Raw genomic sequence first — 23,462 nt, 5'->3', positions numbered from 1 at the left:
AGGAGCTAACAGCGAGGCGCTTATGGTGTGGTCTGCAGTCGCGGCCGATGCGGTGCTGGTATTTCATCTGCTGTTTATTCTGTTTGCATTGCTGGGCGGCCTGTTGGTGTGGCGATGGCGCGGCTTGGTCTGCTTGCATGTACCTGCGGCTGTGTGGGGTGTGCTGGTTGAGTTGATGCACTGGCCCTGTCCGCTCACGCCGCTGGAGCAGCGTTTGCGGCTTACTGCCGGGCAGGCGGGGTATCGCGATAGTTTTGTCGAACACTACGTGTTGCCGATTATCTATCCAGCGGGTTTGACGCCGCAGATTCAGGTGCTGTTAGGGCTGATCGTACTGCTGCTCAATGGCCTGATTTATGGGGTGTTGCTTTGGCAGCGTTGGCGGCGGTCGTGAGTGGGGCTTAGGCTGGCTTATTCAGATGAATGATGGTGTACAGGCTAGATAATATCCCCGGCTACACTGGCCTTATCAACCACGGCATCAGAAGGCAGCTTTCCTATGCAAAATCGCATGATGATCACTGGCGCAGGTTCAGGTTTAGGGCGTGAAATTGCGTTGCGCTGGGCGCGAGAGGGCTGGCAGTTGGCGCTCTCGGATGTCAATGAACCAGGCCTTGCGGAGACACTGCAACTGGTGCGTGAGGCGGGCGGTGATGGTTTTACCCAGCGCTGCGATGTGCGTGATTACAGCCAGCTGACGGCGTTTGCCCAGGCCTGTGAAGAGAAGTTGGGTGGCATTGATGTGATCGTCAACAACGCCGGTGTGGCTTCTGGTGGGTTCTTCAGTGAGCTGTCACTGGAAGATTGGGATTGGCAGATCGCGATCAACCTGATGGGCGTGGTCAAGGGCTGCAAGGCCTTCCTGCCACTGCTGGAAAAAAGCAAAGGCAAAATCGTCAATATTGCCTCCATGGCGGCCCTGATGCAGGGGCCGGCGATGAGTAACTACAACGTGGCCAAGGCTGGTGTCGTAGCGTTGTCGGAAAGTCTGTTGATTGAATTGAAACTGCATGAAATCAGCGTGCATGTCGTGTGTCCATCGTTCTTCCAGACCAACCTGCTGGACTCTTTCCGCGGTCCGACCCCGGCGATGAAGGCCCAGGTTGGCAAATTGCTGGAAAGCTCGCCGATCAGTGCTGCGGATATTGCAGATTACATTTACCAGGAAGTCGGCAAAGGTGAATTCATGATTCTGCCTCATGAACAGGGCCGAATGGCCTGGGCCGTGAAGCAGAAAAACCCACAGCTGCTGTACAACGAAATGACTGCCATGGCTGACAAGATGCGTGCCCCGCGCAACAGGTGATGGGGCCTACGATCGATTTTGTTGATCGCACGATCAGCTTAATCGGTCGGCGGACTTGCCTGGGCCTGGCTCGGGCGTTAGGGTTTGCGGCCATGTCGGCATGGCCGCGAAACTGATGGTATTTCTGTGAAACCTTTCCCGCGGGCCTTGCTGTTGCTGGCCCTTGTTCTGGCTGCAATCAATCTGCGCCCTGGTATCACCTCCCTGGCACCGCTGATCGAGCGGATTGCTGAAGAATTAGCCTTGAGCCGCGGTTTGATCAGTCTGACCACCGCTTTGCCGGTACTGTGCATGGGGTTACTCGCACCGTTTGCGCCGCGCTTGGCTCTGCGTCTGGGGCTTGAACGGACTATCGCCCTGTGCATGGCCTTGATTGCCGTTGCGTTGCTGGTTCGTCTGTTTGGACATGCCAGCAGCATCTTGATTGGCAGTGCGGTGCTGCTGGGGGCAGCCATCGCGGTTGCCGGGCCCTTGCTCTCTGGGTTTATCAAGCGCCATTTCGCGGGACGCATGGGCAGCGTTGTGGGCTGGTATTCGCTGAGCATGGCAATTGGCGGAGCCGGTGGCGCAGTGCTGACAGTGCCGGCTACCCAGTGGCTGGATGATGACTGGACTCATGGTCTGGCCGTATGGGCCCTGCCGGCGTTGGTGGGGGGGCTGCTCTGGCTGTGCTTGCCCAATCGAGCTGAGTGTGAGGCGGATGCTGCAGGCGCGGGCTTGCCTTGGCGCAACCCGCGGGCTTGGCTGATCAGTGCATTTTTTGCCATTCAGGCTGGGCTGTTCTATGCCTTGGCTACCTGGGCGGTGGCGCGCTATCACGAGGCCGGGCTGAGTTTACTGCACAGTAACAGCTTGTTCAGCGTGTCGATGTTGATGGGCTTGCCCAGTTCATTCCTACTGCCTTGGCTGGCGCAGCGATTGCATAATCGCTATGTGCTGCTTATGGGCTGTGGCTTGCTGACCTCGATCAGCCTGATGATGATCACGTTCCAGCCGACCCTGCTGCCTGAGCTCTGGGCGGTCACCATTGGCTTTGGCCTCGGTGGCTCGTTTGCCTTGTCGCTGGTGTTGCCATTGTATGAAGCAGGCTCGCCGCTGGCGGTTAGTCGCTGGACGGCGATGATGCTGTGCATGGGCTACAGCCTGGCGTGCCTGACCCCAGTGCTGACCGGTCTGGCGCGTGATCTGGCGGGCAGTTATCAGCTGCCATTCATGGTTCTCACGGCGTTGGCGTTGCTGATGACGCTGTTGGCCTGGCTGATGCGCCGTGGCCCATTACGCCACCCTGCCTGATAGGCAGTTAAATCCTCATAGCGCTTATTTGGCAGCAGTTCCTTCCTTGGCCTTGGAGGCTGTGATAGAAGGCAGCCTTGATTTGCTGGAGTGCCTGCGTGGAGTCCGAATCCATCGTTTATGGTTGCATCCGTGACTGGCCGTCGGACAGTCCGGCGGAAAGCCGTCTGCGTCGTGAAATCAATCGGCAAGTGCTTGATGAACTGCCGACGGGCGATGCTTGGAGCTTTCTCGGTCGGGAGATGTTTGCCTGTTGCGAGCAGCCGGGCGATGGCCTGTACCAGACCCAGGTGATCCACTTCGGTGCCAGCTATCGTACGGTGGAGTACGAGTGGGGCCTGTGGATCAAGCAATTCGAGGCGTTGCTCAAACGTCTGTACTGGGCCAGCGCGGTGGTGCATCTGGAAACCGAGCTGAACGGTACGCACACCTTTCGCTGGGAGTCGGATAGTGGCTTTCACAGTCCGCAGGAGGGCGAGCTGCGTGTGCGTTGTGCGTGGGAGCGCGAGGGGGGGCTGCGCGGCTAGGTTGGGTTGAGGCGCGCAGCGACGAAGCCCAACGAGCATGCCGCTTTGTTGGGCTTCGCTGTGCTCAGCACCAACCTATGAGGATGAGGTTGCCTTTACGGTGTTTATTCCTCAAGCGCATTCAGCCACTCTTTCGGCACATCGCGCTTCAGCGCCAGCTGGCACTGCTGGCTCTCCGCATCAAACACAATCACCGCCTGGCCTTTGCTCAGGGCGTGGCGTACCCGTTCGATCCGCGTCTCCAGCGGGGTTTCATCGCCGTTATCGGTGCCGTCACGGGTGACGAAGTCTTCGATCAGGCGGGTCAGGGTGTCAGCTTCGAGCAGGTGATAGGGGATCAGCACAGTATTGCCTCCAGAGCGCAGCCCGGATGCTAACGCGCATGGCGCTGCCTGGCCATGGCTGCCGTGCTGTTACTGGGCGGACGGTTCTGCTGGTCGCAGGTAGATTTCCAGGGTGCTGTACAGCTTGGCACTGTCCAGGGGCTTGCCGATGAAATCATTCATTCCAGACTCGACCCCGTGCTGGCGGTGCTCATCGAGGATGTGTGCGGTCAGGGCGATGATCGGCACGGCCGGCAGGTTGTGCAGGCGTTCAAGGCGGCGGATCTGCCGGGTGGCTTCGAAGCCATCCATCTCCGGCATTTCGCAGTCCATCAGGATCAGTTGCGTAGCGCTCGGGTCGCGCTGGTATTCGTTGAGGGCGGCCAGGCCGTTGGTTACCAGGCGCACGTTGTAGCCGCGTTTTTTCAGAAAGCCTTGTACGACCAGCTGATTCACCGGGTTGTCTTCCGCCACCAGGATGCAGGGCGTGCTGCCTATATTGGTATGAGTGTTGGGTTGTGTTTTGATTTCCACGATACGCGGTTCTTCGTACAGTTCGAGTAGGGCGCTGCGCAGGGCGTTGATCGCCAGCGGCTGGGGCAGGCCGAGCAGGCGCAGGCCGGCGGCGTTGGGCAGCTGTTGGCATTGTTCCGGTGCGCAGAGTAGCAGTACCCGTTGCCCGGGTTGCAGCAGCGGGCGCAGCGAATCCAGCCAGTGCTGAATGCTGCCCGGCCAGGGCGCCATCAGTACCAGCAGCGGCGGTGCGGCGAAGTCTTCCAGGTAGCCGTGCAGGGTCTCCGGGTTCTGACAGCGTTCGGTGTGCATGCCCCAGCGCCCCAGCAGGCGGCTCAAGGCATCCAGGCCCAGGCCATCGAGTGAGGTGAGCAGCGCGGTACGGCCCTTGAGCAGCTCGTGCAGCGGGTCGACGGACAGCGGTTCATCCTCCTGCGGAATATCGAAGGCGAAGCGCGTGCCTTGGCCCGGCGTGCTTTGCACTTCAATACGGCCGCCCATCATTTCCACCAGCTCCTTGCTGATCGCCAGGCCCAGGCCGCTGCCGCCGTAACGGCGGGTCGTGCTGGAGTCGCCCTGGGCAAAAGATTCAAACAGCTGGGTCAGGGCCTGGTCACTGATGCCGATTCCGCTGTCGCTGATGGCGAACACCAGATGCGGTTTGCCCTGGGAGTCATTGCGCAGGCAGACATTCAGCGCCACGTGACCTTCGGCGGTGAATTTCAGGGCGTTGCTGAGCAGGTTCATCAGCACCTGCTTTAGCCGCGTCGGATCGCCCATAGCGCGGCGCGGTACGCCGCTTTCCAGGCTGACGTAGAGGCGCAGGCGTTTGTCCAGAGCTTGCCCGGTAAACAGGCTGAGGGTGTCGGAAATCAGCTCTTCCAGATCGAACTCGATATGTTCCAGGCTGAGCTTGCCGGACTCGATGCGCGCGTAATCGAGGATGTCGTTGATCACCGCCATTAGCGAGCTGCCGGAGCTGGAAATGGTGTCGACGTAGAAGCGCTGGCTGCGGTCCAGTGGGGTTTCTTTGAGCAGCTGCAGCATGCCCAGTACGCCGTTGAGTGGCGTGCGGATTTCGTGGCTCATCTTGGCCAGAAAGCGGCTCTTGGCCTGGTTTTCGATTTCCGCCTGCTCGGCGGCGCGGCGTGACTGGAAGCCTTCTTCCTTGAGCAGGTTGATGCGGTCGGCCAGACCGATGGACAGGGTAATCAGCTCGATGGTCACGCCGATTTTCACGGCCGTGGCGCCGAATACCCCAAAGACTTCCACGCCCAGCGAACCCGTGGTGGCCTGGATAAAGGCGAACAGCAAGATGGCCCAGGCCAGGGTGTAGTAAGAGCCGTAACGTACACCCCGGCGCCAGATATACAGGCCGGTGAGCAGCAGGGTCAGCGAGACCAGCGAAACGGTGACACTGGCAAGGATATTCCAGGCGTTGAAGCCAATCAGAGGTAGCGACAGCAGGCAGCCGGCGCAGGCCAGCATCAACAGGCGCAGGCCGGTATCCAGGCGTGGAAAGTACTGCGGGGCATGCAGGAAGTGGCGGCTGAACTGAATGGCGGTCAGGCAGTGCAGGTACATCAGGATGTAGATGCTCACCGACTGGAACGCCACATGCTCGGGCAGCAGTTTGAACAGCATGCCGTCGAAACAGGCGGCTAGCAGGCCGACGTTGAGGTTGTAGGCCAGGTACCAGAGGTAGGCGGATTCGCGTAGTGAGATAAACAGGAACAGGTTGTAGCAGAACATCGCAAACAGCACGCCGTAGAACGCGCCATTGAAACCCATGAGGGTTTCCTGAGCGGCGGCGCTGGCCTGGTAGGTGCTGAAGAACAGCGGCATAAAGATCGTGCTGGTGGTCTCGACCCGCACCAGCAGGGTGCTTTCACCGGGTGTCAGCTCAAGTGGAAACCAGAAGTTGCGTACCTGCACCGGGCGCTGGGAGAAGGCATAGCGATCACCGCTTTCCTGCATCTGCCACTGGCCATTGGCGCTGGCCAGAAACACCTGCAGATGGTCGAGCAGGGGGTAGTTAACCTCCAGGTATCCGGCCAGATTTTGCGTCAGGCTGTTGTTCAGACGGACCTTGAACCACCAGACAGAATCATTCTTGCCGAGGTTGGCATGTTCGCCCAAGGCGGGTGTAAAGCGCTCATCGGCCAGGGCTCCGACCTGTTCGACGTTCAGTTCGCCCAGCGGGTCTTCAAGGTAGGCCATAGACGGGCCGAGTGACAGACGCAGGTCGGTGTTGTTCAGCGTTGCAGGCAGCAGCGCCCACGCCGGCCCGCACAGCCAGAACAGCACCACCGCCAGACAAATCCGAGGCATTCACCGACCTCAATATTATTATCTGAGGCCTGATCCGGCCCCGCGTCATGCCGTCACTTTGCCCGGATGCGCGCGCCCCTTCAAGCGTCCTGATCGAAGGGGCGCAGCAGTCTGACCGCTGCGTTGTGACGTGCAGCGCAGCAGTGTGGGGCAATGGAGTAAAACGCCGCGCCTTGGGAGTAGGCGCGGCCTGGCGTTGCCGCTGTTTAGCCGCCGCTGTTTTAGCGTTGGGCGCTGAGCTTAGGCTGCTTGTACAAATCGATCAGCACCTGATCGAGAATCGACGAGGCACCCCAAGGGCGTGGATCGTTGAGGATCGCCACCACGGCCCAGCTGTTGCCGTTGCTGTCGCGGCTGAAGCCGGCGATGGCGCGCACGTTGTTCAGCGTACCGGTCTTGATCCGCGCCTCGCCTACCAGTGGCGTACGGTGCAGGCGTTTGCGCATGGTGCCGTCCATGGCTACCAACGGCAGTGAAGCCATGAATTCGGCGGAGTAAGGACTCTTCCAGGCGGCCTGCAGCAGGGTCGCCATTTCCCGCGCGCTGACCCGCTCGGCACGTGACAGCCCGGAGCCGTTCTCCATCACCAGGTGCGGTGCGGTGATGCCTTTACGTGCCAGCCAGCTGCGGATCACCCGTTGTGCTGCCTTGCTGTCGTCCTGGTCGGCGGAGGTGCGAAACTCTGCGCCGAGGCTGAGGAACAGCTGCCGGGCCATGGTGTTGTTACTGTACTTGTTGATGTCGCGGATGATCTCGGTCAGGTCCGGGGAGTAGGCGCGGGCCAGCAGGCGGGCTTTCTCTGGAACTGGAGCGAGTCGGTCCTTGCCCATGATGCTGCCGCCCAGTTCCTGCCAGATGGCGCGGATGGCGCCGGCAGCGTAGCTCGGGTGATCCAGCAGCGACAGGTAGGTCTGCGAGCTGCAGCCTTCGGCCAGCTTGCCGGTGACGATGACCGTGGTGCCGTCGAATTCGGTGACCGGGTTGTAGCGCACATCCGGCCAGCCCGGGCATTTGGCTGCCGGCAGGGCTTTGACGCGGTTGTCGATGCGGATATTGGCAATCGGCGGCTCGGCGGCGATATGCACCTTGCCACCTTCGGTGCGGGCGATAAAGCGCAGTGCCTTGAGGTTGACCAGCAGCGAGTCGGGGGCGACCAGGAACGGCTTGTTGGCGTCGCCGCCGTCGTCATTGAAGCTGGGCAGCTGCGGCTGTACGAAGTGGCTGCGGTCGAGCACCAGGTCGCCTGTCACTTGCAGCACGCCGTTGGCACGCAGGTCGCGCATCATCAGCCAGAGCTTTTCCATGTTCAGCTTGGGGTCGCCGCCGCCCTTGAGGTACAGATTGCCGTTGAGCACGCCATTCTTCAGTTGGCCATCGGTGAAGAATTCGGTTTTCCACTGGTGGGTCGGGCCGAGCAGTTCAAGTGCTGCGTAGGTGGTGACCAGCTTCATGGTGGAGGCCGGGTTGACCGAGATGTCGGCATTGAAAAAGGTGCTGCTGCCGGGGCCGTTGAGCGGCACGGTGACCACCGACAGCGACTGGCTGCTGATCTTGTTGGCTTTCAGCGATTGTTGAACCTTGTTCGACAGGCCGCCATTCGCGGCGGCCAGCGGCAGGCAAATAGGCAGCAACAGGCTGGCAATGGCCAGGCGACGCAGGGATGTGATCATGGGCGGCAACCCTCCAGCTGAGGGACAACAACGATGGGGCGAGGCATGAATTGAGAGCTCGTCGCGGCTTGGAATGATGGGCGTGATTATGCCCCATTCCAGTGCTGGCGGCGTGTCTGCCGGTGCCTTTGGTGGGGTATTTGCGGAAGGGGGCGGCTACCTGCCGTCTTTTGAAGCAGGCACGTAGGCCGCGAAACTGCTAGAGTGCCGCGCGATATCACTTTTGAGGATTGTTCCATGGCTACTAACCGTTCCCGCCGTCTGCGCAAAAAACTCTGCGTGGATGAATTCCAGGAGCTGGGTTTTGAGCTGAACCTGAATTTCAAGGAAGACCTGGCTGATGCAGCCATCGATACCTTCCTGGAAGACTTTCTGCGTGACGCCATGACCGCCAATGGCCTGGGTTATGTCGGCGGCGACGACTTCGGCCTGGTGTGCCTGGGCAAGCGTGGCTCGGTCAGCGAAGAGCAGCGCGCTGCCGTTGAAGCCTGGCTTAAAGGCCGTAACGAGCTGGTGGATTTCACTGCTAGCCCGCTGATCGACGTCTGGTACCCGGACAACACGATCAATCAGGCTTAAAACCTGTAAGCAGGGCATGCATCGCGCATGCCCTGCTGCTTTTCCCTTCTGTAATTTCTCGTCAGTCGCTCAGGCCAGCCTTGGCCAGCAGCGCAGCGTTATCGACCTGATCAATCTGCTCGCGACGTAGAAAGCGTTCGGCGTAGCTGAGGTAGATCTTTTCCCGCACAAACAGCCCGAACAGTTCAGGGTCGATATGCGCGCCTCTGCACATACCCGCCATGATGTTGAGTGATTCGGACAATAGCTTGCCTTTTTTGTAGGGGCGGTCCACGGCGGTCAACGCTTCGAAGATATCGGCAATCGCCATCATCCTGGCCGGCAGGCTCATGTCCTCGCGCTTCAGGCGTTTCGGGTAGCCAGTGCCGTCCATCTTTTCATGGTGGCCGCCGGCAATCTCGGCGACGTTGGCCAGGTGCGGCGGGAAGGGCAGGTGGCTGAGCATGCGGATGGTCTGCACCATATGGCCGTTGATGATAAAGCGCTCTTCGTTGGTCAGGGTGCCGCGGGTAATGCCCAGGTTGTACAGCTCGCCACGGTTGTGTTTGTAGCGTGGCACATCGAGCTTGAAGCCCCAGGGGTTGTCTTCGGCGATCAGCTCGCTTTCGGGACGTTCAATCAGGTGTTCGGCTTTGTCGCTGAGCAGTGTTTCCTGCACCGGCAACGGTTGTGTCGGGGTGCGCGACTGGCGCAGGTTCTCCTCCCAGGAAACTCCCAGGCGATCGTCCAGGGTGCGTGTCCAGGTGCGCGCAGCAATGCTGCGCAGGCGTTCGAGGTCAGCTTCGGCCATGGCCTCGCCACCCAGATTGCAACGGGCGATAAAGGCGAACTCATCATCCAGGGTGGCGAGCAGTTCGTCACGTAGCTGGCCGAGGCTACTGGCGTCGCCGCCCTGGCTGAGATGTTCCCAGTAACTGATCCAGGCGTCGCGCTTGAGCACCTCGAAGCGCATGCGTACTTCATGGATGCGGTCGCAGAGGGTTTCCAGCTTGGTGGCCTTGTCCACCACGTATTCGGGCACGGTGACCTTGCCGCAGTCATGCAGCCAGGCAGCGATATGCAAAGCCTCCCATTCTTCCTCGCTGGGCTGGTAGGTGTTGAATGCAGGGTCTTCGCTGTCGGCCGCAGCGCGGGCCAGCATCAGGGTCAGTTCAGGCACGCGCTGGCAGTGGCCACCGGTGTAGGGGCTCTTGGCGTCAATGGCGCCAGCGATCAGTTGGATAAAGGCATCCAGCAGTTTCTTCTGCTGGTCGAGCAGGCGCTGGCTTTCAATACACAGCGCCGCTACGCCGGAAACTGCTTCGACAAAAGCAATCCGCTCTGGACGCAGCATGGCCAGTTCGGTGTCATCTGAGTTGTCACGGTGCAGCAATAGCAAGACACCCAAGGTCTGTCCCTGGCGGTTGTGCAGGCCGGTGCAGACCAGGTGCACATGTGGGCTGCCGAGGGTGTGCAGCAGGCTTTGAAAACCCAGCGCCTGCTCAAAACCAAGCGCTACGGTGATGCTGTTACCGCCTTCAGCAGTCTGTACCAGCCAGTGAGGCGTGTTGGGGTCAGTGCGGTCGAAACTGGGGATGCGGTGCTCTTCCAGATTGTGCTCTTGTTCGTTGATAAACAGGCCGTGAGGCTCCAGGCGCCCGCTGTTGACATCGCGCAGATAGAGTAAGCCGCCACTGGCTTCGCTGAGGTCGACGGTTTCCCGCAGTACCCGTCGCAGCAGGGCATCAAAGCGGGTTTCTGCCGATAAGCTGGCGGCGATGTCGAGAAAGCTGGCGATCGTGTCTTTCATGTGTTGCATCGACACGGCTAACTGGTCGACTTCCATGACGAAAGAGCGCCCGCTGGCCGGGTAGTCGAAGTTGAAACTACGGATGGCCTCGGCTTCTGCAACCAGCAGGCGCAGTGGCTTCACCAGGATGTTGGAAAGCAGCCAGCCGATTGGAATACACAACAGCAGGATACTCAGGGTCAGCACTGCACCTTGCCAGCGAATACGATAAGCATCGGCCAGCAGCTCATGCTCCGGGGCCATTACGGCCAAATACAGACCTTCCGGGCCGCCTTCATTGAGCCGGGTGTAGGAAACCTGCCAGCGCTGCTGATTGAGCATGACTGCACCCTGGCGATCCTTTTCCAGACCCAGGTCGAGAAAACTGGCCAGCACCGGACTCAGCGTTCTGACCTGCGCCAGTTGCAGGGTTTTACCGGGAATCACCAGGCGCGAGCTATCCGGGTACGCCACGGCACTGCCATCGGGGCTGTATAGAACCAACTCTGTGGTAGGGGTCAGGCGATGATTTGCCAGGGTGGCGGAGAGATCATCAAGGGTCAGATCGGCGGCCACCACGGTGGCTTCCGCACTTTTGCGAGCAATTGTGGTGCCGATTTCGCCAGTGGAAAAAAATGCATAGGGCGCTGTGGTGAAGTGCTCCAGGCTCTGCTGAGCGCCGCGGTACCAGGGACGCTTGCGTGGGTCGTAGGTCTCTTTGAGGTTCTGCCGGCGGCTGATGGGCTTCAGGTGGGTATCGAAGAACAGGTATTCCGAGTCCAGGCGCTGACCACTGATGCGGTCGATGCTCCAGACCTGATAGGCGGCGTTGTCCGGGGCAAAAAAGATTTGTCGCAGCTTCATGCTGCGCAGTGGGCGCACCATAAAGAAACTGCCATCGCCATAACCCACATATATCGAGGCGAGCTTGGGGTTGTCGCGCAGGGCCTGGGCGAAGATTGGCAACATCACCATGCGTTCGTGGCGGTCACGGCCGTTGATCTGCTCGTTACGTGCCAGCAGGTTGATCATGTAGCGAATCGGTTGGTAGGTATTACGCAGATCCGCCTGCACGTCCTTGCGCATTTGGGTGAAAAGCTGGTCGCTGCTACTCAGAATGATGTTGCTGGTCTGCTGATAGTTGAATAGGCCCAGCACGATGCCTGAGCCGAGCAGTAACAGGGTAAACAGCACACTGATGTGGATATGAAGCGGAAAACGCCGTTCGCTTGATCCAGATTTCTGCTGCATTGCGCCCTTCCTTAAGTGCTCTGACCTAGCGCCAAGCATAGTGAAGCCTGAATCGCTTTGCCCGGGCGCATAAGCGCTTTTTCACGACCTCGGTGCGTCTGCCAAGGGCTTTGTGGGGGAGGTGGGTTGTGTACAGCTGAGTGTTCAGGCTGGTGTGTCAGAACGAGGCATGTGGCGTGTCGAGGGCGGATTTCGCCTTTGCAGCCAGCGCTCCAGGCCATGCACCAGCAGTGCCACCAGCAAGGCCAGGGCGACGCCTATGAGGCTGTTGAAGAGGCGTACCTGGGGCAACTGCCAATCATGCGCCAGGCTTTCGGCGAGGAGTACGAAACACACGGTGGTCTGCAGCACAAAAAGCCCATAGTGGTTGGCCTGCAAGGCGCGACTCAGGGCAATCAATGGCAGCAGCGTGGCGACCATCAGTGCCGGGTTCTGCAGGCTGTGGCCGAGCAGGATCAGCAGTGCTGCAGCACCCAGGCTGGCGAGCACTGACTGCACCGCACGCACCAGGCTGCCCTGAAAATCCAGCTGCAAGGTGGTCACGACTGTCAGCGTCAACCAGTAGCCGCGGTGAAGTTCGGCCAGATTGACAATCAGTCCGGAGAGGGCGAATGCCAAGGTGCAGCCCAGCGCATGCAGCCGCCACTTCTGCTGCGGCAGGCGCTTGGCGTGATGCCTGAGCACCTTGAAGATGCTGATAAAGCGCGGCATGTACGGCCACATGCGCAGGCCATGCATGCCTCGTAGGCCGAAGGCCAGCAGCATCACCCAGAGTCCACCGAGGATAAACAGCATGGCGATGGCGTAGGGGTTGTTCAGTGAACCCAGGCCTTGCTGGCCTTGGCCCAGGCACAGGCAGATGGCCAGGCCGATACCCAGTTTGCCGGCTTCGCTGCCAAAGCGCTGCAACCAGGCCAGTAGAAAACCGAACAGGGCAAAGATCAACAAGCTGGCATAGGGATGGCTGGCCGACCAGAAGCCCAGTCCAGCGCTGCAGGCGCCCAGGCCGCATAGCATCAGCATGCGCAACATGCCCAGGCGGTGCAGTGGATTGGCCTGGGCAGCCTGGAAGGCGCCCGCCGAGGCCCAGAGAAAACCGGGGTGGGCACTGAACAAGCCGAGGAGCAAAGGCAGGGCACAGCCCAGGCCAGCGACCATGGCCGGGCCCCAGGCAGGAGGCCCGGCATGCCAGCTGAAGGTTTGTCGCAGCACGCTACTCATGACTTACACCGGACTCGAGCGGCCCGTCATTTCACGGGCCATTTCAGTAGCGTAGCTGTCGGTCATGCCTGCGATAAAGTCGATCATGCGCAGGAATGAGCGGTACAGCGGCCAGTTTGGATCAGGTGCGTTGTTGCCGAGCAAGTCGAGAATACGCCGGTTCTTGAAGGATGGCGTGCGCCCACCATGCTGCTCCAGTGCAGCGCCACAGAAGGCGTTGAGCAGAATTTCCAGGGTGGTGTAGGCGCCGATTTCGTGCAGGGTTTTGCGCTTGTCCTGGAAGATTTTCTGCCGGGCCATGTCCTTTGCGCTCTGCACGCAACGCTTGGCGGTGCCGTGCATATGTTCGACCAAATCCCCCTGCAAGGTGCCGGCAAGCAGGGCGTCCTGCTGCTCGACAAAGGCCTCGGCGGCGGCATTGGTCAGGTGTTCGATGGCCTTGCCGCGCAGGATCGCCAGTTTGCGCCGCTTGGAGTCGTCCGGGCCAAGCTGGCGGTAGGTTTCCGGCAGGTCATCGCCGACCAGATCGAGCAACAGCGCCTCGACTTCGCTGTAATCGAGCAGCTCCATTTCCAGGCCGTCTTCCAGGTCGATCAGGCCGTAGCAGATGTCGTCTGCCGCCTCCATCAGATAGACCAGCGGATGGCGCGCCCAGCGTTGTTCTTCCAGTTGCGGTAGACCGAGTTTGCTGGCGATCTGCTCAAGCAGCGGCAACTCACTCTGGTAGCAGCCGAATTTATGCTTCTTGTAGCCCAGCGCCTCGGCGTGGCGTGCGGTCCAGGGGTACTTGAGGTAGGTGCCGAGGGTTGCGTAGGTCAGTCGGGTACCGCCGTCGAACTGGTGGTATTCCAGCTGGGTGAGTACACGAAAGCCTTGGGCATTGCCCTCGAAACTGAGAAAGTCACCGCGCTCGGCCGCGCTCATCGAGTCCAGCCAGCCGCGTCCGGCGGCCTGCTGGAACCAGTGGCGGATGGCGTCTTCGCCAGAGTGGCCAAAGGGCGGATTACCAATGTCGTGGGCCAGGCAGGCGGACTGCACGACCATGCCCAGGTCGCTCGGCTCGCACCAGTCCGGCAGGGCATCGCGAATCATCTCGCCAACGCGCATACCCAGCGAACGGCCCACGCAGCTGACTTCCAGCGAGTGGGTCAGGCGGGTGTGGATATGGTCGTTGCTGGAGACCGGGTGCACCTGGGTCTTACGGCCTAGGCGGCGGAAGGCGCCGGAGAAGATGATGCGGTCATGGTCTTTGTGAAACGGGGTGCGGCCCAGTTCGGCGACGCTGTGCGTCGGCTTGCCGAGTCGTTCACGGTTGAGCAGGGTTTGCCAATCCAAGATAGATCCTCGCCGTTACCTGGCTGTGGCAGCTAGCTTCGGGGTTCTATGCCGATGATGCAAGGCGAGGTGGTGCTAAAAACCGGCAGCGTCGATGTCAATCAGCAACAAGCGTTTACCGTTGTCGATGAATTGTCCGGCCGTCATGCAGTACTGGTTGGTGGTGGCATCACGGTAGGTGCTGGAGAGAATCAGCCGGCGTTCCTCCCAGCCCTCGGCCAGCAGTTGATAGAAGTACGGCCGCCAGGACCAGTTATGCCCGACGTAACGCGCATCGCTGTGCCAGCTGTGCTCGCGCCACTCCAGGTTGGCGGTCAGTTGGGTGCCGTGGCGGTCGCATTGGTAGATGCGCAGCAGCCAGGGGGAGGTGTGCGGTTGCGGTAGCTGATCAGGCTCTGAGCCGCTTTCGATCCAGGTCTTGAAACTGTTCATCAGCTCACCGAGCTGCTGGCGCAGGGTCATCAGTCGTGCGCGTTCGGCGAGTTTTTGCTGCACATAGTGGTCGCGCAGCTGGGCAAAACGTTTGACGAATGCGCTGCTGCTGAAAAAGGCCTCTTCGGGTTTGGCAAACAGATAGCCCTGCACATAACGCGCGCCGCACTCCAGGGCGAAATCCAGCTCGGCCTCAGTCTCCACGCCTTCGGCAATGATCCAGCAGCCGGTCTTTTCCGCCATCTGCGCCAGCGCCTTGACGATCTCGCTGCTCGGGCCGCCGCGTGCGGCCTGCTGAAACAGGCGCATGTCCAGCTTGAGGATGTCCGGCTGCAGGGCCAGCACGCGGTCTAGTTGCGAGTAGCCGGCACCGAAGTCGTCGATGGCGATGCGTGCGCCGGCTTCTCGATAGCGTTCCACCACACCCGGTAGGCGTGAGCTGGCGCCGCCCAGTTCGGTGATTTCAAAGACGATACGTGCAGGGTCGATGCCACTGCGTTGCAACTGTTTGAGGCTGGGCAAGGCTTGTTCGGGGCGCAGCCGACTTATCCAGCGTGGCGAGATATTCAGGCTGAGAAACCAGTCTTGCGGGGCTTCATGAAAGCGCGTCAGGGCTTGTTCGCGCACTGCGCGGTCGAGGCGGCGCAGGGCCGTCGGTGGGGTTTTCGGGTCACTGAACAGCGGGCCTGCCGAGTGCAGCCGGCCATCAGCGCTGCGCAGGCGCGCGAGTGCCTCGACACCGGCAATGCGTCCGGTGGCGGTATCAATAAAAGGTTGGAAAACAGCAAGCGGTTGACCGTTGAACACTGCGCAGTTCCTTAGCCAGGCAGACGCCCCGGTGGGCGGCGTAGCCGGGTGACTAAGCAAGATCGTGGCCAGTTTAATCCCCTGCGCGGGTATCTTTAGTCGTGTCGGGAGATGGCTCCGGGGGGCGTCGTGGCGGATTGCGCCGCAGCAGCGGGAAGGCGATCAGGGCGATGCGCAGCCAGCGGCGCCAGTGGCCACGGCGGATGCCGATGGTGGCGAGCAGCAGTGCGCCGCCAGCGACCCAAAGTGGGGCGTTGCTGTTGCCCAGTTCTTCACGCCAGTGGTGGCGCCAGTACTGTGCCTGCCGCAGTGGCTGCAGCATGACCAGGGTTTCGTGGCGCAACTCCTGGCGGTGCATTTGCAAACGCATGCGCAGCAGGGTTTTACGCAGCTCGCGGCGCGAGGCCTTGGCGGGTAGCTCGGGCATCGTCATGGCAGTAGTTGCTCACGGTCGCGGGCCAGTTCTTCAAGGCTGGCGCTGAAAGGCGCAGGGGCATTGCGTACACGCTGCAACAGCGTGATCAGGGCGCCCAGCAGGCCCAATGCATAGAAGGCGCACAGAGCGCTGATAACCAGTAGACGATGCGTCTCCCAGAAGGCAATCAGAAGCGCAGCCGACAGGCCGATGATCAGCAGCAGACCGAACAGCACGCTCAGACTGGTCAGAACCAGCAGGCTGAGGGTGTGGCTTTGCTGCTCTTTAAGCTCTTCGCCAAACAGCGCGATATGGCCCTGCAATAACCCCAGCAAGGCGCTGGCAAATCGCCGTGGCGAACTGCCCCGACTTGGCGGGGTGGGCGGTGTTGCATCCATTAAGGTTTCTCTTTAGCGCCGAGTAATCAGCATGCCCAATAGCAGGCCAATGGCGGCAGCAATACCGAGGGTCTGCCATGGGTGAGTCTGCACATAGCCCTCGGTGGCTTCAAGAGCCGCCTTGCCGCGAGCATGCAGTGCGTCTTCGGCGTTGTGCAGGGTGCTGCGCGCGCGGCCAAGGCTGCTGCGGATCTGCTCGCGCAGCTCCTCGGCCTGCTCGCCGGCGAGGCTGGCGGAATGCTGCAACAAGCTTTCGGTGTCGCGCACCAGCGCTTGGAATTCGTCGAGTAACTGATCCGAACTGGACGATACGGGGGTCTTACGAGCCATGGTGTCTCTCCTTATGACGGGGCAGTGTAGGGGGTTCGAGTCTTCTGCGGGGCAGTGGTTCCTTTTTTCTTCGGTGCAGGACGGGTGCTGCCGACTGATCGGCTGGTACAGCGCTTGCATTGTGCTGGTGCGCGCCCTTGCAGATGCGCTCCTTTATGGGGCTGCGAGGGTTCTGGCCAGGACGCCGTGGTGCACCAATAACTTATTAATAACTATGGAATAAGTACTTCGAGGTAAGGTTCAGTCAGCACCGGCTTGGTGCTGTACAGGCTTAACCTCGGCAAGCTGGATCATGATGAATGCCGCCATATGGTGCGTCTTTATTGGCTTGTGATCCGCTTTGGTGCTTTTTCCCCGCGACGGAGTTTTCTTCGCAGATGGAAAACATCAACAGTGCTGTGGAAACCCTGATTCACGGCTCCAATACCTTGTTTATCCTGCTCGGCGCCGTGATGGTGCTGGCCATGCATGCCGGCTTTGCCTTTCTCGAGGTGGGGACGGTCAGGCAGAAGAACCAGGTCAACGCCTTGTCGAAGATCATCTCCGACTTTGCCGTGTCGGCCCTGGCGTATTTCTTTGTTGGCTACTGGATTGCCTACGGCGTGACCTTCCTAGAGCCCGCCAGTGTGCTGACGGAAGGCAACGGCTATGCGCTGGTGAAGTTCTTCTTTCTGCTGACCTTTGCGGCGGCCATCCCGGCGATTATTTCCGGTGGTATCGCCGAGCGCGCCAAGTTCGGCCCGCAGTTGTGCGCCACGGTGCTGATCGTAGCCTTCGTCTACCCCTTCTTCGAAGGCATGATCTGGAACGGCAACTACGGCGTGCAGGCCTGGCTGGAGGCGCAGTTTGGCGCAACCTTCCATGACTTCGCCGGTTCCGTTGTGGTGCATGCGATGGGTGGCTGGCTGGCCTTTGGCGCGGTGATCCTGCTGGGGCGCCGTAACGGGCGTTACCGTGATGGCCGCTTGGTTGCTTTTGCCCCGTCAAATATTCCGTTCCTGGCGCTGGGTTCGTGGATTCTGATCATCGGCTGGTTCGGCTTCAACGTGATGAGCGCACAGACCCTGGGCAGTGTCAGTGGTCTGGTGGCGGTCAACACCCTGATGGCGATGGTCGGCGGAACAGTAGCGGCGTTGCTTGTTGGCCGTAACGACCCAGGCTTCCTGCACAACGGTCCGCTGGCTGGCCTGGTGGCGGTGTGTGCCGGGTCTGACTTGATGCACCCTGTCGGCGCTCTGGTTACAGGCGCGATTGCCGGTGCGTTGTTCGTCTGGGCGTTTACCGCGACCCAGGTGAAATGGCAGATCGACGACGTGCTCGGTGTTTGGCCGCTGCACGGTCTGTGCGGCGTGTGGGGCGGTATTGCCTGCGGCATCTTCGGCCAAGAGATGTTGGGCGGCCTGGGCGGCGTCAGCCTGGCCAGCCAGTTTGTCGGCACCGCGCTGGGCGTGGTGGTGGCCTTGATTGGCGGTGTTCTGGTTTATGGTGTGCTGAAGGCTACCGTGGGTATTCGCCTGAGCCAGGAGGAGGAGTACTACGGTGCTGACCTCTCGGTGCACAAGATTGGCGCCGTCAGCCAGGATTGATCGCATTAGCGTTAATGCAAAAGGCCCGGACAGTGTCCGGGCCTTTTTTATGACAACCGCTTAAGTGTTGAGGCTTAAAACAGCGGCAGGGTGTAGCTGACGATCAGGCGGTTTTCATCGAGGTCGTTGGCAACGTTCGAGCGAACGCCCAGATTTTTCAAGGCGCCTTCTTGGAACACATACATCAGCTCGGTGTTGCGTCCCCACTCTTTGCCTTCGGAGCGGTTGGCGGCCAGTTCGACGTTGTCACCAGTCAGGTAACGGGTCATAAACGTCAGCCCCGGAATGCCGACGCCGGCGGAGTTGAAGTCATACCGCACCTGCCAGGACTTTTCGTTCTTGTTGGCAAAGTCGCTGATCTGCACATAGTTGATCAGGAACGGGTCGGTGCTGTTGATGTAGGCAAAGCCGGTGTCACCGCTCATTTTCTGGTAGCCCAGGTCAAAGCTGTGGCCCTGAATGCCTTAGGTGACCATCGGCCCAAACGCTTTGATATCGATGTTGCTGCGGCTTTCATCGGTTGAAGTAGGCGTTACGCGCTTCGACTGTGGCTTTACTGTCCTTGATAAATTCTGCTTGGGCCAGCGATGGCAGGGTGAGGCAGGTACCCAGTGTGTGTGGCGAGCGCCGCAGCACGGGCGAGGGGAGATTGAGTCATGATTGTTAGCTCCTCGTGTGTGCGGGTCGGCTTTATGGCCGATCTGTTACGGCGAGGCGCAATAAAACATGGGGTGACAGCCCGTGGCTCTTAGGCTTTGCTCGGCCCGTCGGCCGATATCTCAGCGAGAGCAGCGCAGGCGCGTGTGAGCAACCGCTCTAGTAGGCGAACTATGCCGTTGATCGGTTGGGTGAGGCTGGCGCTAAAGTTTCCCCCTTGGCGGCCGCCAACCAGTCAGATACACCGCCCAGGTACTTTGCCATGAATCCGCTGGCCTCGCTTTCATCCTCCCCATCCCGTTCTGCTGCGGCCACTGCCCAGCCGTCCGTTCGCAATTCGGCTGCCGATGCACAGGCCACCTTGGCCAATCGTCTTGCCGAACGCCTTGGTCTTGAACCCGGCGCCCTGGCGGGTAAAGCCAATGACTACACCCCGGAGAAAGTTGCCGGGCGGATTCTCGGCTTTATCGAGCAGCGCTTGCAGAGTGAACAAGCGGCTGGAGCGGATCCGAGCAAGCTGCAGGGTTTGCTGGAGCAGGCGCGCAGTGGTGTGGAAAAGGGCTTTGCCGAAGCCCGCAAGATTCTCGACGGCATGGGTGTGCTGCAAGGCAAGGTGGCGAGCGATATCGACGACACCTACCAGAAAATCCAGGATGGTTTCAGTGCCCTGGATAACCGCTTCAAACCGTCCACGCCCGCCGGCTCTGGCACTGTTGCTGCGGCCGCTTACCGCGAGCGCTTTGCTGCGCAGGCAGAAACCTTCGATATGGAGGTGACGACTCGTGACGGTGATCGTTTGCGTATATCCATTGCCCAGGCTTCAGCCAATTGGTCGCAGAGTGCAGTGGCCGCTAGTAGCAATGGCGCGAGCAGTGCACTGGTCGCCAGCAGCCAGTCCGGCAGCCTGCAGATCGGTGCCTGGCAGGTCAGTGTGGAAGGCGAGTTGGACGATGAGGAGCGCGGTGCACTGGAAAAACTGTTCGGTCAGGTGCAGGAACTCTCCGACAAATTCTACGCTGGCGATTTGTCAGGTGCCTTTGATCGTGCGATGGCACTGGACATGGATGGCGAACAGCTGGCATCGATGTCCTTACGCCTGACTCAAACCACAGTGCGCCAGGCCACTGATGCATACAGTGCGGTGGCTCAGGATGGCGGTCAGGCGGCCAGCGCAGTCAATGCTTCACTGATGGATTACGCCCAGGGTCTGCTTGAAGCGTTGCGCAGTGCCAGTCAGTTGACCGAAGAAGGTGGTGCCAAAGGCAGTTTGCTCGATCTGCTCAAAGGCGGTTTCTCGCTGGATGAACGCTTCGACAGCGGTCGTCTTGATAAGGCTGAGCAGCTCAACAGCCGTTTGTTGGATGGCCTGCAAAACCTTCTCCCCCAGGCATTGGATGGCAGCAAGTCACTGAGTGCCTAGCCCGAGGCAATGTTAGACTGCCCTTCCGATCATGATTGGAGGGAGGCAGATGCTTCCGGAATGTCAGTTACTCGGCACACTCGGCTGCCATCTCTGTGAAGTGGCTGAGGCGCTGCTGATGCCCTTTGTCGAACAGGGGCTGCTGGTCGAGCTGATCGATATTGCTGATAAGGAGCACTGGGTTGCTGACTACGGTCTGCGCATCCCTGTGTTGCGCCGCGTTGATACGGGTGCCGAGCTCAGTTGGCCATTTGAGGCTGAGCAGATTGTCGATTTTTTGCGTGTTTTCTGAACGCTGGACGCAGTCTTTCTGGAGTAGGTGCAGGTCGTAACGTGTTTTCTGATACGCATAAAAAAACCCGCTTTAAAGCGGGTTTTTTTATGCGGTTTGGTCGGAGAGACAGGATTCGAACCTGCGACCTTCTCGTCCCGAACGAGACGCGCTACCAAGCTGCGCTACACTCCGAATGCGTCGAGATTGTACTGAAAAAGTTTTACTGCACAAGGGGTTAGCGCTTAATTTTTCTATCGAAATGCCGTCTGGAGAGGCCGTGATAGACCCAGACGCCACTTGTGCAAGCGTCTGGGAGCTGAGCTTAGAGTTCCTTGACGGTACGTACCTGGTCTTTGTTGACCTTGGCGCGTTTACCATCAAGTTGTTCGAATTCGTAGAAGCCCGAATGCTTGTCGAAATGCGGCTCGTCGATGGTCTGGATTTCGCGGCCGTCATTGAGGGTTATGACCGCTGGTGATGCGCAGCCTGTCAGCGCGAGCAGGCCCAGGGTTAGCAGCAATGCCGGAATAATCCGCTGAGTCATAGGGTTCTCCTTGATTGATAGAATTTTTACCCTGCGTGTGACGAAACTTTTCCAGCCAAGTTCCCTGGCGGTGGCTGATCAGCCGCTGCAAGCAGCTCCGGGGTGTTCAGATTGGCCAGGCGCTGATCACCGGGTAGGCAGTCGATGGTCAGGGGGGCCAGGCTGCGCAACCAGCGTTGCGGGCTGCGTTCTCCGGCCTGCCAGGCGCGCTCCAGATCCGCTCGCAACGTACAGGGGATGATGCTGAACAGCGGCTCGAGAAACTCGCCCTGGCGGATCACCACCGCGCGCTCACCGGCCTGGCTCAGCAGGGCCTGAAGCAGTGCGTTGTCCAGCTGTGGCGCATCGCACGGCAGGATCAGCAGGTTGGCATGTCGGGCCACACGCAGACCAGCACGAATGCCTGCCAACGGGCCTTGATAATCCGCGGCCTCATCACTGACCAGACGATCAGCAAAGGGCGCATAACGCTCGGCGTTGCGGTTGCAGGAGATAAGCAGGTCGTCGGTCAACGGCCGTACTCGCTCATGCAGCCAGGCAATCAGTGGGCGGCCCTGCCAGTCGAGCAAACCCTTGTCGGCACCGCCCATGCGTTGGCCGCGACCACCCGCCAGGAGCAATACGGAACAGCCGGGCAGGTTATCGGGGGCGGGCATGGCGGAGCCTCCAGCGGCGGGCCTGTGATATAACGGCGGGCATTATCGCCCATAACCGGAAGCCTGCCATGAACCACAAGGCCGAGGCACATTTCGTGCCCTTGAATATTGCGGTGTTGACCGTCAGTGACACCCGCAGCCTAGAGACTGACACCTCCGGCCAGCTGTTTGTTGATCGCCTGCAGGCGGCCGGCCATCAGCTCGCCGCTCGGGTTTTGCTCAAGGATGATCTTTACAAGATTCGCGCCCAGGTCGCCACCTGGATTGCCGAGGATCAGGTGCAGGTGGTGCTGATTACCGGCGGTACCGGCTTTACCGGCCGCGACAGCACCCCGGAAGCGGTGAGCTGTTTGCTGGACAAACAGGTCGATGGTTTTGGTGAGCTGTTCCGGCAGATTTCCGTGCCTGATATCGGCACTTCCACGATTCAATCCCGCGCTCTGGCCGGCCTGGCCAACGGCACGCTGGTGTGCTGCCTGCCTGGTTCGACCAACGCCTGCCGCACCGCCTGGGACGGTATTCTTGGCGAACAGCTGGATAACCGTCATCGCCCGTGCAATTTCGTTCCGCACCTCAAGTCGGTGGCCGCCTGCGAGAGCCGTGGATGAGCTGCTGTGACAAACCCGGATTGATGCCCGTCGAGGCGGCGCTGGCGCGTTTGCTGGCGCAGGCCGAGGCCAGTGCGATTGTTGAGACCGAACCAGTTGCCTTGAGCGATGCCGCGGGCAGGGTTTTGGCTGCGCCGCTGGTGGCCGGCTTGGCTCTGCCGCCTTGGGACAACAGCGCCATGGACGGTTACGCCCTGCGCCTGGCCGATTGGAAGGGTGAGCCGCTGGTCGTCAGCCAGCGCATTCAGGCCGGCATTGCGCCGCAGCCGTTGCTGCCCGGCACCTGTGCGCGGATCTTTACCGGCGCGCCGCTGCCAGCCGGCGCTGATACGGTGGAAATGCAGGAAAACGCCGTGCTCGGTGAAGATGGCCGAGTCGCCTTTAGCGAGCCGCTTAAGCGCGGGCAGAACGTGCGTGCCCAGGGTCAGGAAACCCGTCTTGGCGATTCCGTCTTGCCGGCCGGTACTCGTTTAGGCCCGATCGAACTGGGCTTGGCGGCTTCCCTGGGTTGCGCCGAATTGACGGTGCGCCGGCGGCCGCGGGTGGCTGTGTTGTCCACCGGCGATGAGCTGGTCGAGCCTGGTCAGTCGCTGGGGCCAGGACAGATCTACAACAGTAACCGCCGTTTACTGATCGCCTGGCTACAGCGTCTGGGCTGTGAGGTGGTGGATGGCGGCATTCTGCTTGATGACCTGCAACAGACCCGTGCGGCGCTGGCTGCGTTGAGTGATGTTGACCTGATTCTCTCCACTGGTGGCGTGTCTGTGGGCGAGGCGGATTTCCTCGGTATGGCCCTGCGTGAAGAGGGTGAGCTGGCGCTGTGGAAGCTGGCGATCAAACCGGGCAAGCCGCTGACCTGTGGGCAATTTCGCGGTGTGCCAGTGATCGGTCTGCCGGGCAATCCGGCCTCGACCCTGGTGACGTTCGGCCTGCTGGCGCGGCCTTATCTGTTGCGCCGTCTAGGTGTGCAGCGGGTCGAACCGTTGGGCTTTCCGATGCCCGCGGGTTTCACCTGGAGCAAACCGGGCAACCGCCGTGAATACCTGCGCGCGCGCCTGGAAAATGGCCGGGTGGTGCCTTACCCGAACCAGAGCTCCGGGGTGCTGCGCAGCGCGGCCTGGGCTGAGGGGCTTGCCGAAGTGTTGGAAAATACCACCTTGGCCGAGGGCGATAGTCTGCGCTTTATTCCGTTGAGTGAAATCCTCGGGTAGGGCGGCG

At 60.4% G+C, this 23,462-nt stretch carries 22 protein-coding genes, 1 tRNA gene and 1 pseudogene; 10 read left to right on the top strand and 14 right to left on the bottom strand.

Translation table 11 applies throughout. From position 1 onward, the window contains the following. Nucleotides 1-22: 22 nt before the first annotated feature. The 4 genes from OU997_RS00820 to OU997_RS00805 all read left to right on the top strand — a co-directional run bounded on the left by OU997_RS00820 (nt 23) and on the right by OU997_RS00805 (nt 3,126). The gene (locus OU997_RS00820) at nt 23-394 is read left to right on the top strand and encodes a DUF2784 domain-containing protein (protein WP_267808556.1); all 372 of its coding nucleotides are present in this window, start codon (nt 23-25) and stop codon (nt 392-394) included. Nucleotides 395-499: 105 nt separating this feature from the next. Then, nucleotides 500-1,306 carry an SDR family oxidoreductase gene (locus OU997_RS00815; RefSeq protein WP_267808555.1) on the top strand — a complete coding sequence of 269 codons (807 nt, stop codon included), beginning with the start codon at nt 500-502 and terminating at the stop codon, nt 1,304-1,306. A 126-nt stretch (nt 1,307-1,432) separates the two neighbouring features. After that, nucleotides 1,433-2,599, top strand: a complete 1,167-nt coding sequence (locus OU997_RS00810) for a CynX/NimT family MFS transporter (protein ID WP_267808554.1) — start codon at nt 1,433-1,435, stop codon at nt 2,597-2,599. A gap of 98 nt (nt 2,600-2,697) precedes the next feature. Further along, nucleotides 2,698-3,126 carry a hypothetical protein gene (locus OU997_RS00805; RefSeq protein ID WP_108487410.1) on the top strand — a complete coding sequence of 143 codons (429 nt, stop codon included), beginning with the start codon at nt 2,698-2,700 and terminating at the stop codon, nt 3,124-3,126. 104 nt (nt 3,127-3,230) lie between these two features. Here the strand turns inward: OU997_RS00805 and OU997_RS00800 are convergent, their stop codons facing one another. From OU997_RS00800 to dacB, 3 genes are all read right to left on the bottom strand, one after another. Then, nucleotides 3,231-3,470, bottom strand: a complete 240-nt coding sequence (locus OU997_RS00800; RefSeq protein WP_267808553.1) for a YheU family protein — start codon at nt 3,468-3,470, stop codon at nt 3,231-3,233. Nucleotides 3,471-3,539: 69 nt separating this feature from the next. Next, nucleotides 3,540-6,293, bottom strand: a complete 2,754-nt coding sequence (locus tag OU997_RS00795) for a hybrid sensor histidine kinase/response regulator (RefSeq protein WP_267808552.1) — start codon at nt 6,291-6,293, stop codon at nt 3,540-3,542. A gap of 221 nt (nt 6,294-6,514) precedes the next feature. Continuing rightward, the gene (dacB, locus tag OU997_RS00790; RefSeq protein WP_108487413.1) at nt 6,515-7,963 is read right to left on the bottom strand and encodes a D-alanyl-D-alanine carboxypeptidase/D-alanyl-D-alanine-endopeptidase; all 1,449 of its coding nucleotides are present in this window, start codon (nt 7,961-7,963) and stop codon (nt 6,515-6,517) included. 237 nt (nt 7,964-8,200) lie between these two features. On the opposite strand from dacB, the gene OU997_RS00785 reads away from it, so the two are divergent. Beyond that, entirely contained in the window at nt 8,201-8,542 is a 342-nt protein-coding gene (locus OU997_RS00785; RefSeq protein ID WP_267808551.1) for a YggL family protein, read from the top strand. A gap of 61 nt (nt 8,543-8,603) precedes the next feature. On the opposite strand, the gene OU997_RS00780 is transcribed toward OU997_RS00785, so the two are convergent. From OU997_RS00780 to OU997_RS00750, 7 genes are all read right to left on the bottom strand, one after another. After that, nucleotides 8,604-11,561, bottom strand: coding sequence for an HD domain-containing phosphohydrolase (locus OU997_RS00780; RefSeq protein WP_267808550.1), 2,958 nt, complete (start codon nt 11,559-11,561; stop codon nt 8,604-8,606). A gap of 144 nt (nt 11,562-11,705) precedes the next feature. After that, nucleotides 11,706-12,782, bottom strand: coding sequence for an FUSC family protein (locus OU997_RS00775; RefSeq protein ID WP_108487416.1), 1,077 nt, complete (start codon nt 12,780-12,782; stop codon nt 11,706-11,708). A gap of 3 nt (nt 12,783-12,785) precedes the next feature. After that, nucleotides 12,786-14,117: a deoxyguanosinetriphosphate triphosphohydrolase gene (locus OU997_RS00770; protein ID WP_267808549.1), complete on the bottom strand. Its 1,332-nt coding sequence runs from the start codon at nt 14,115-14,117 to the stop codon at nt 12,786-12,788. Nucleotides 14,118-14,192: 75 nt separating this feature from the next. Beyond that, nucleotides 14,193-15,356 carry an EAL domain-containing protein gene (locus tag OU997_RS00765; RefSeq protein WP_108487418.1) on the bottom strand — a complete coding sequence of 388 codons (1,164 nt, stop codon included), beginning with the start codon at nt 15,354-15,356 and terminating at the stop codon, nt 14,193-14,195. A gap of 73 nt (nt 15,357-15,429) precedes the next feature. Continuing rightward, entirely contained in the window at nt 15,430-15,789 is a 360-nt protein-coding gene (locus OU997_RS00760; RefSeq protein ID WP_108487419.1) for a hypothetical protein, read from the bottom strand. Then, a complete protein-coding gene (locus tag OU997_RS00755) occupies nt 15,786-16,169 on the bottom strand; it encodes a phage holin family protein (protein WP_108487420.1) in 384 nt (127 codons plus the stop codon). Before OU997_RS00755 ends, OU997_RS00760 begins: the two co-directional genes overlap by 4 nt. 12 nt (nt 16,170-16,181) lie before the next feature. Continuing rightward, nucleotides 16,182-16,499, bottom strand: a complete 318-nt coding sequence (locus tag OU997_RS00750) for a DUF883 family protein (protein ID WP_267808548.1) — start codon at nt 16,497-16,499, stop codon at nt 16,182-16,184. Nucleotides 16,500-16,876: 377 nt separating this feature from the next. On the opposite strand from OU997_RS00750, the gene OU997_RS00745 reads away from it, so the two are divergent. Further along, the gene (locus tag OU997_RS00745) at nt 16,877-18,085 is read left to right on the top strand and encodes an ammonium transporter (RefSeq protein ID WP_267808547.1); all 1,209 of its coding nucleotides are present in this window, start codon (nt 16,877-16,879) and stop codon (nt 18,083-18,085) included. 74 nt (nt 18,086-18,159) lie between these two features. On the opposite strand, the pseudogene OU997_RS00740 reads toward OU997_RS00745, so the two are convergent. Beyond that, a pseudogene (locus OU997_RS00740) lies at nt 18,160-18,609 on the bottom strand (OprD family outer membrane porin); the annotation flags it as partial. 395 nt (nt 18,610-19,004) lie between these two features. Here OU997_RS00740 and OU997_RS00735 point away from each other — a divergent pair. Next, nucleotides 19,005-20,162, top strand: a complete 1,158-nt coding sequence (locus OU997_RS00735; protein WP_108487424.1) for a DUF5610 domain-containing protein — start codon at nt 19,005-19,007, stop codon at nt 20,160-20,162. A gap of 49 nt (nt 20,163-20,211) precedes the next feature. Continuing rightward, a complete protein-coding gene (locus tag OU997_RS00730) occupies nt 20,212-20,454 on the top strand; it encodes a glutaredoxin family protein (RefSeq protein WP_108487425.1) in 243 nt (80 codons plus the stop codon). A 97-nt stretch (nt 20,455-20,551) separates the two neighbouring features. On the opposite strand, the gene OU997_RS00725 is transcribed toward OU997_RS00730, so the two are convergent. From OU997_RS00725 to mobA, 3 genes are all read right to left on the bottom strand, one after another. Next, a tRNA-Pro gene (locus OU997_RS00725) sits at nt 20,552-20,628 on the bottom strand. A 130-nt stretch (nt 20,629-20,758) separates the two neighbouring features. Beyond that, nucleotides 20,759-20,980 (bottom strand): YgdI/YgdR family lipoprotein, encoded by a 222-nt coding sequence (locus OU997_RS00720; RefSeq protein ID WP_108487426.1) that lies wholly within the window; start codon nt 20,978-20,980, stop codon nt 20,759-20,761. 26 nt (nt 20,981-21,006) lie between these two features. Next, nucleotides 21,007-21,636, bottom strand: a complete 630-nt coding sequence (gene mobA / locus OU997_RS00715) for a molybdenum cofactor guanylyltransferase MobA (protein ID WP_108487427.1) — start codon at nt 21,634-21,636, stop codon at nt 21,007-21,009. A gap of 68 nt (nt 21,637-21,704) precedes the next feature. Here mobA and moaB point away from each other — a divergent pair, with 68 nt between their 5' ends. After that, nucleotides 21,705-22,244 (top strand): molybdenum cofactor biosynthesis protein B, encoded by a 540-nt coding sequence (gene moaB, locus OU997_RS00710; RefSeq protein WP_090248092.1) that lies wholly within the window; start codon nt 21,705-21,707, stop codon nt 22,242-22,244. Further along, nucleotides 22,241-23,455: a gephyrin-like molybdotransferase Glp gene (gene glp / locus OU997_RS00705; protein ID WP_267808546.1), complete on the top strand. Its 1,215-nt coding sequence runs from the start codon at nt 22,241-22,243 to the stop codon at nt 23,453-23,455. Before moaB ends, glp begins: the two co-directional genes overlap by 4 nt. Nucleotides 23,456-23,462: the final 7 nt, after the last annotated feature.

Source organism: Pseudomonas sp. SL4(2022), from assembly GCF_026625725.1.
Taxonomy (GTDB): Bacteria; Pseudomonadota; Gammaproteobacteria; order Pseudomonadales; family Pseudomonadaceae; genus Aquipseudomonas.
Note: the sequence above shows the minus strand (reverse complement) of the source record. Positions and strands in the feature narration are given on the sequence as shown.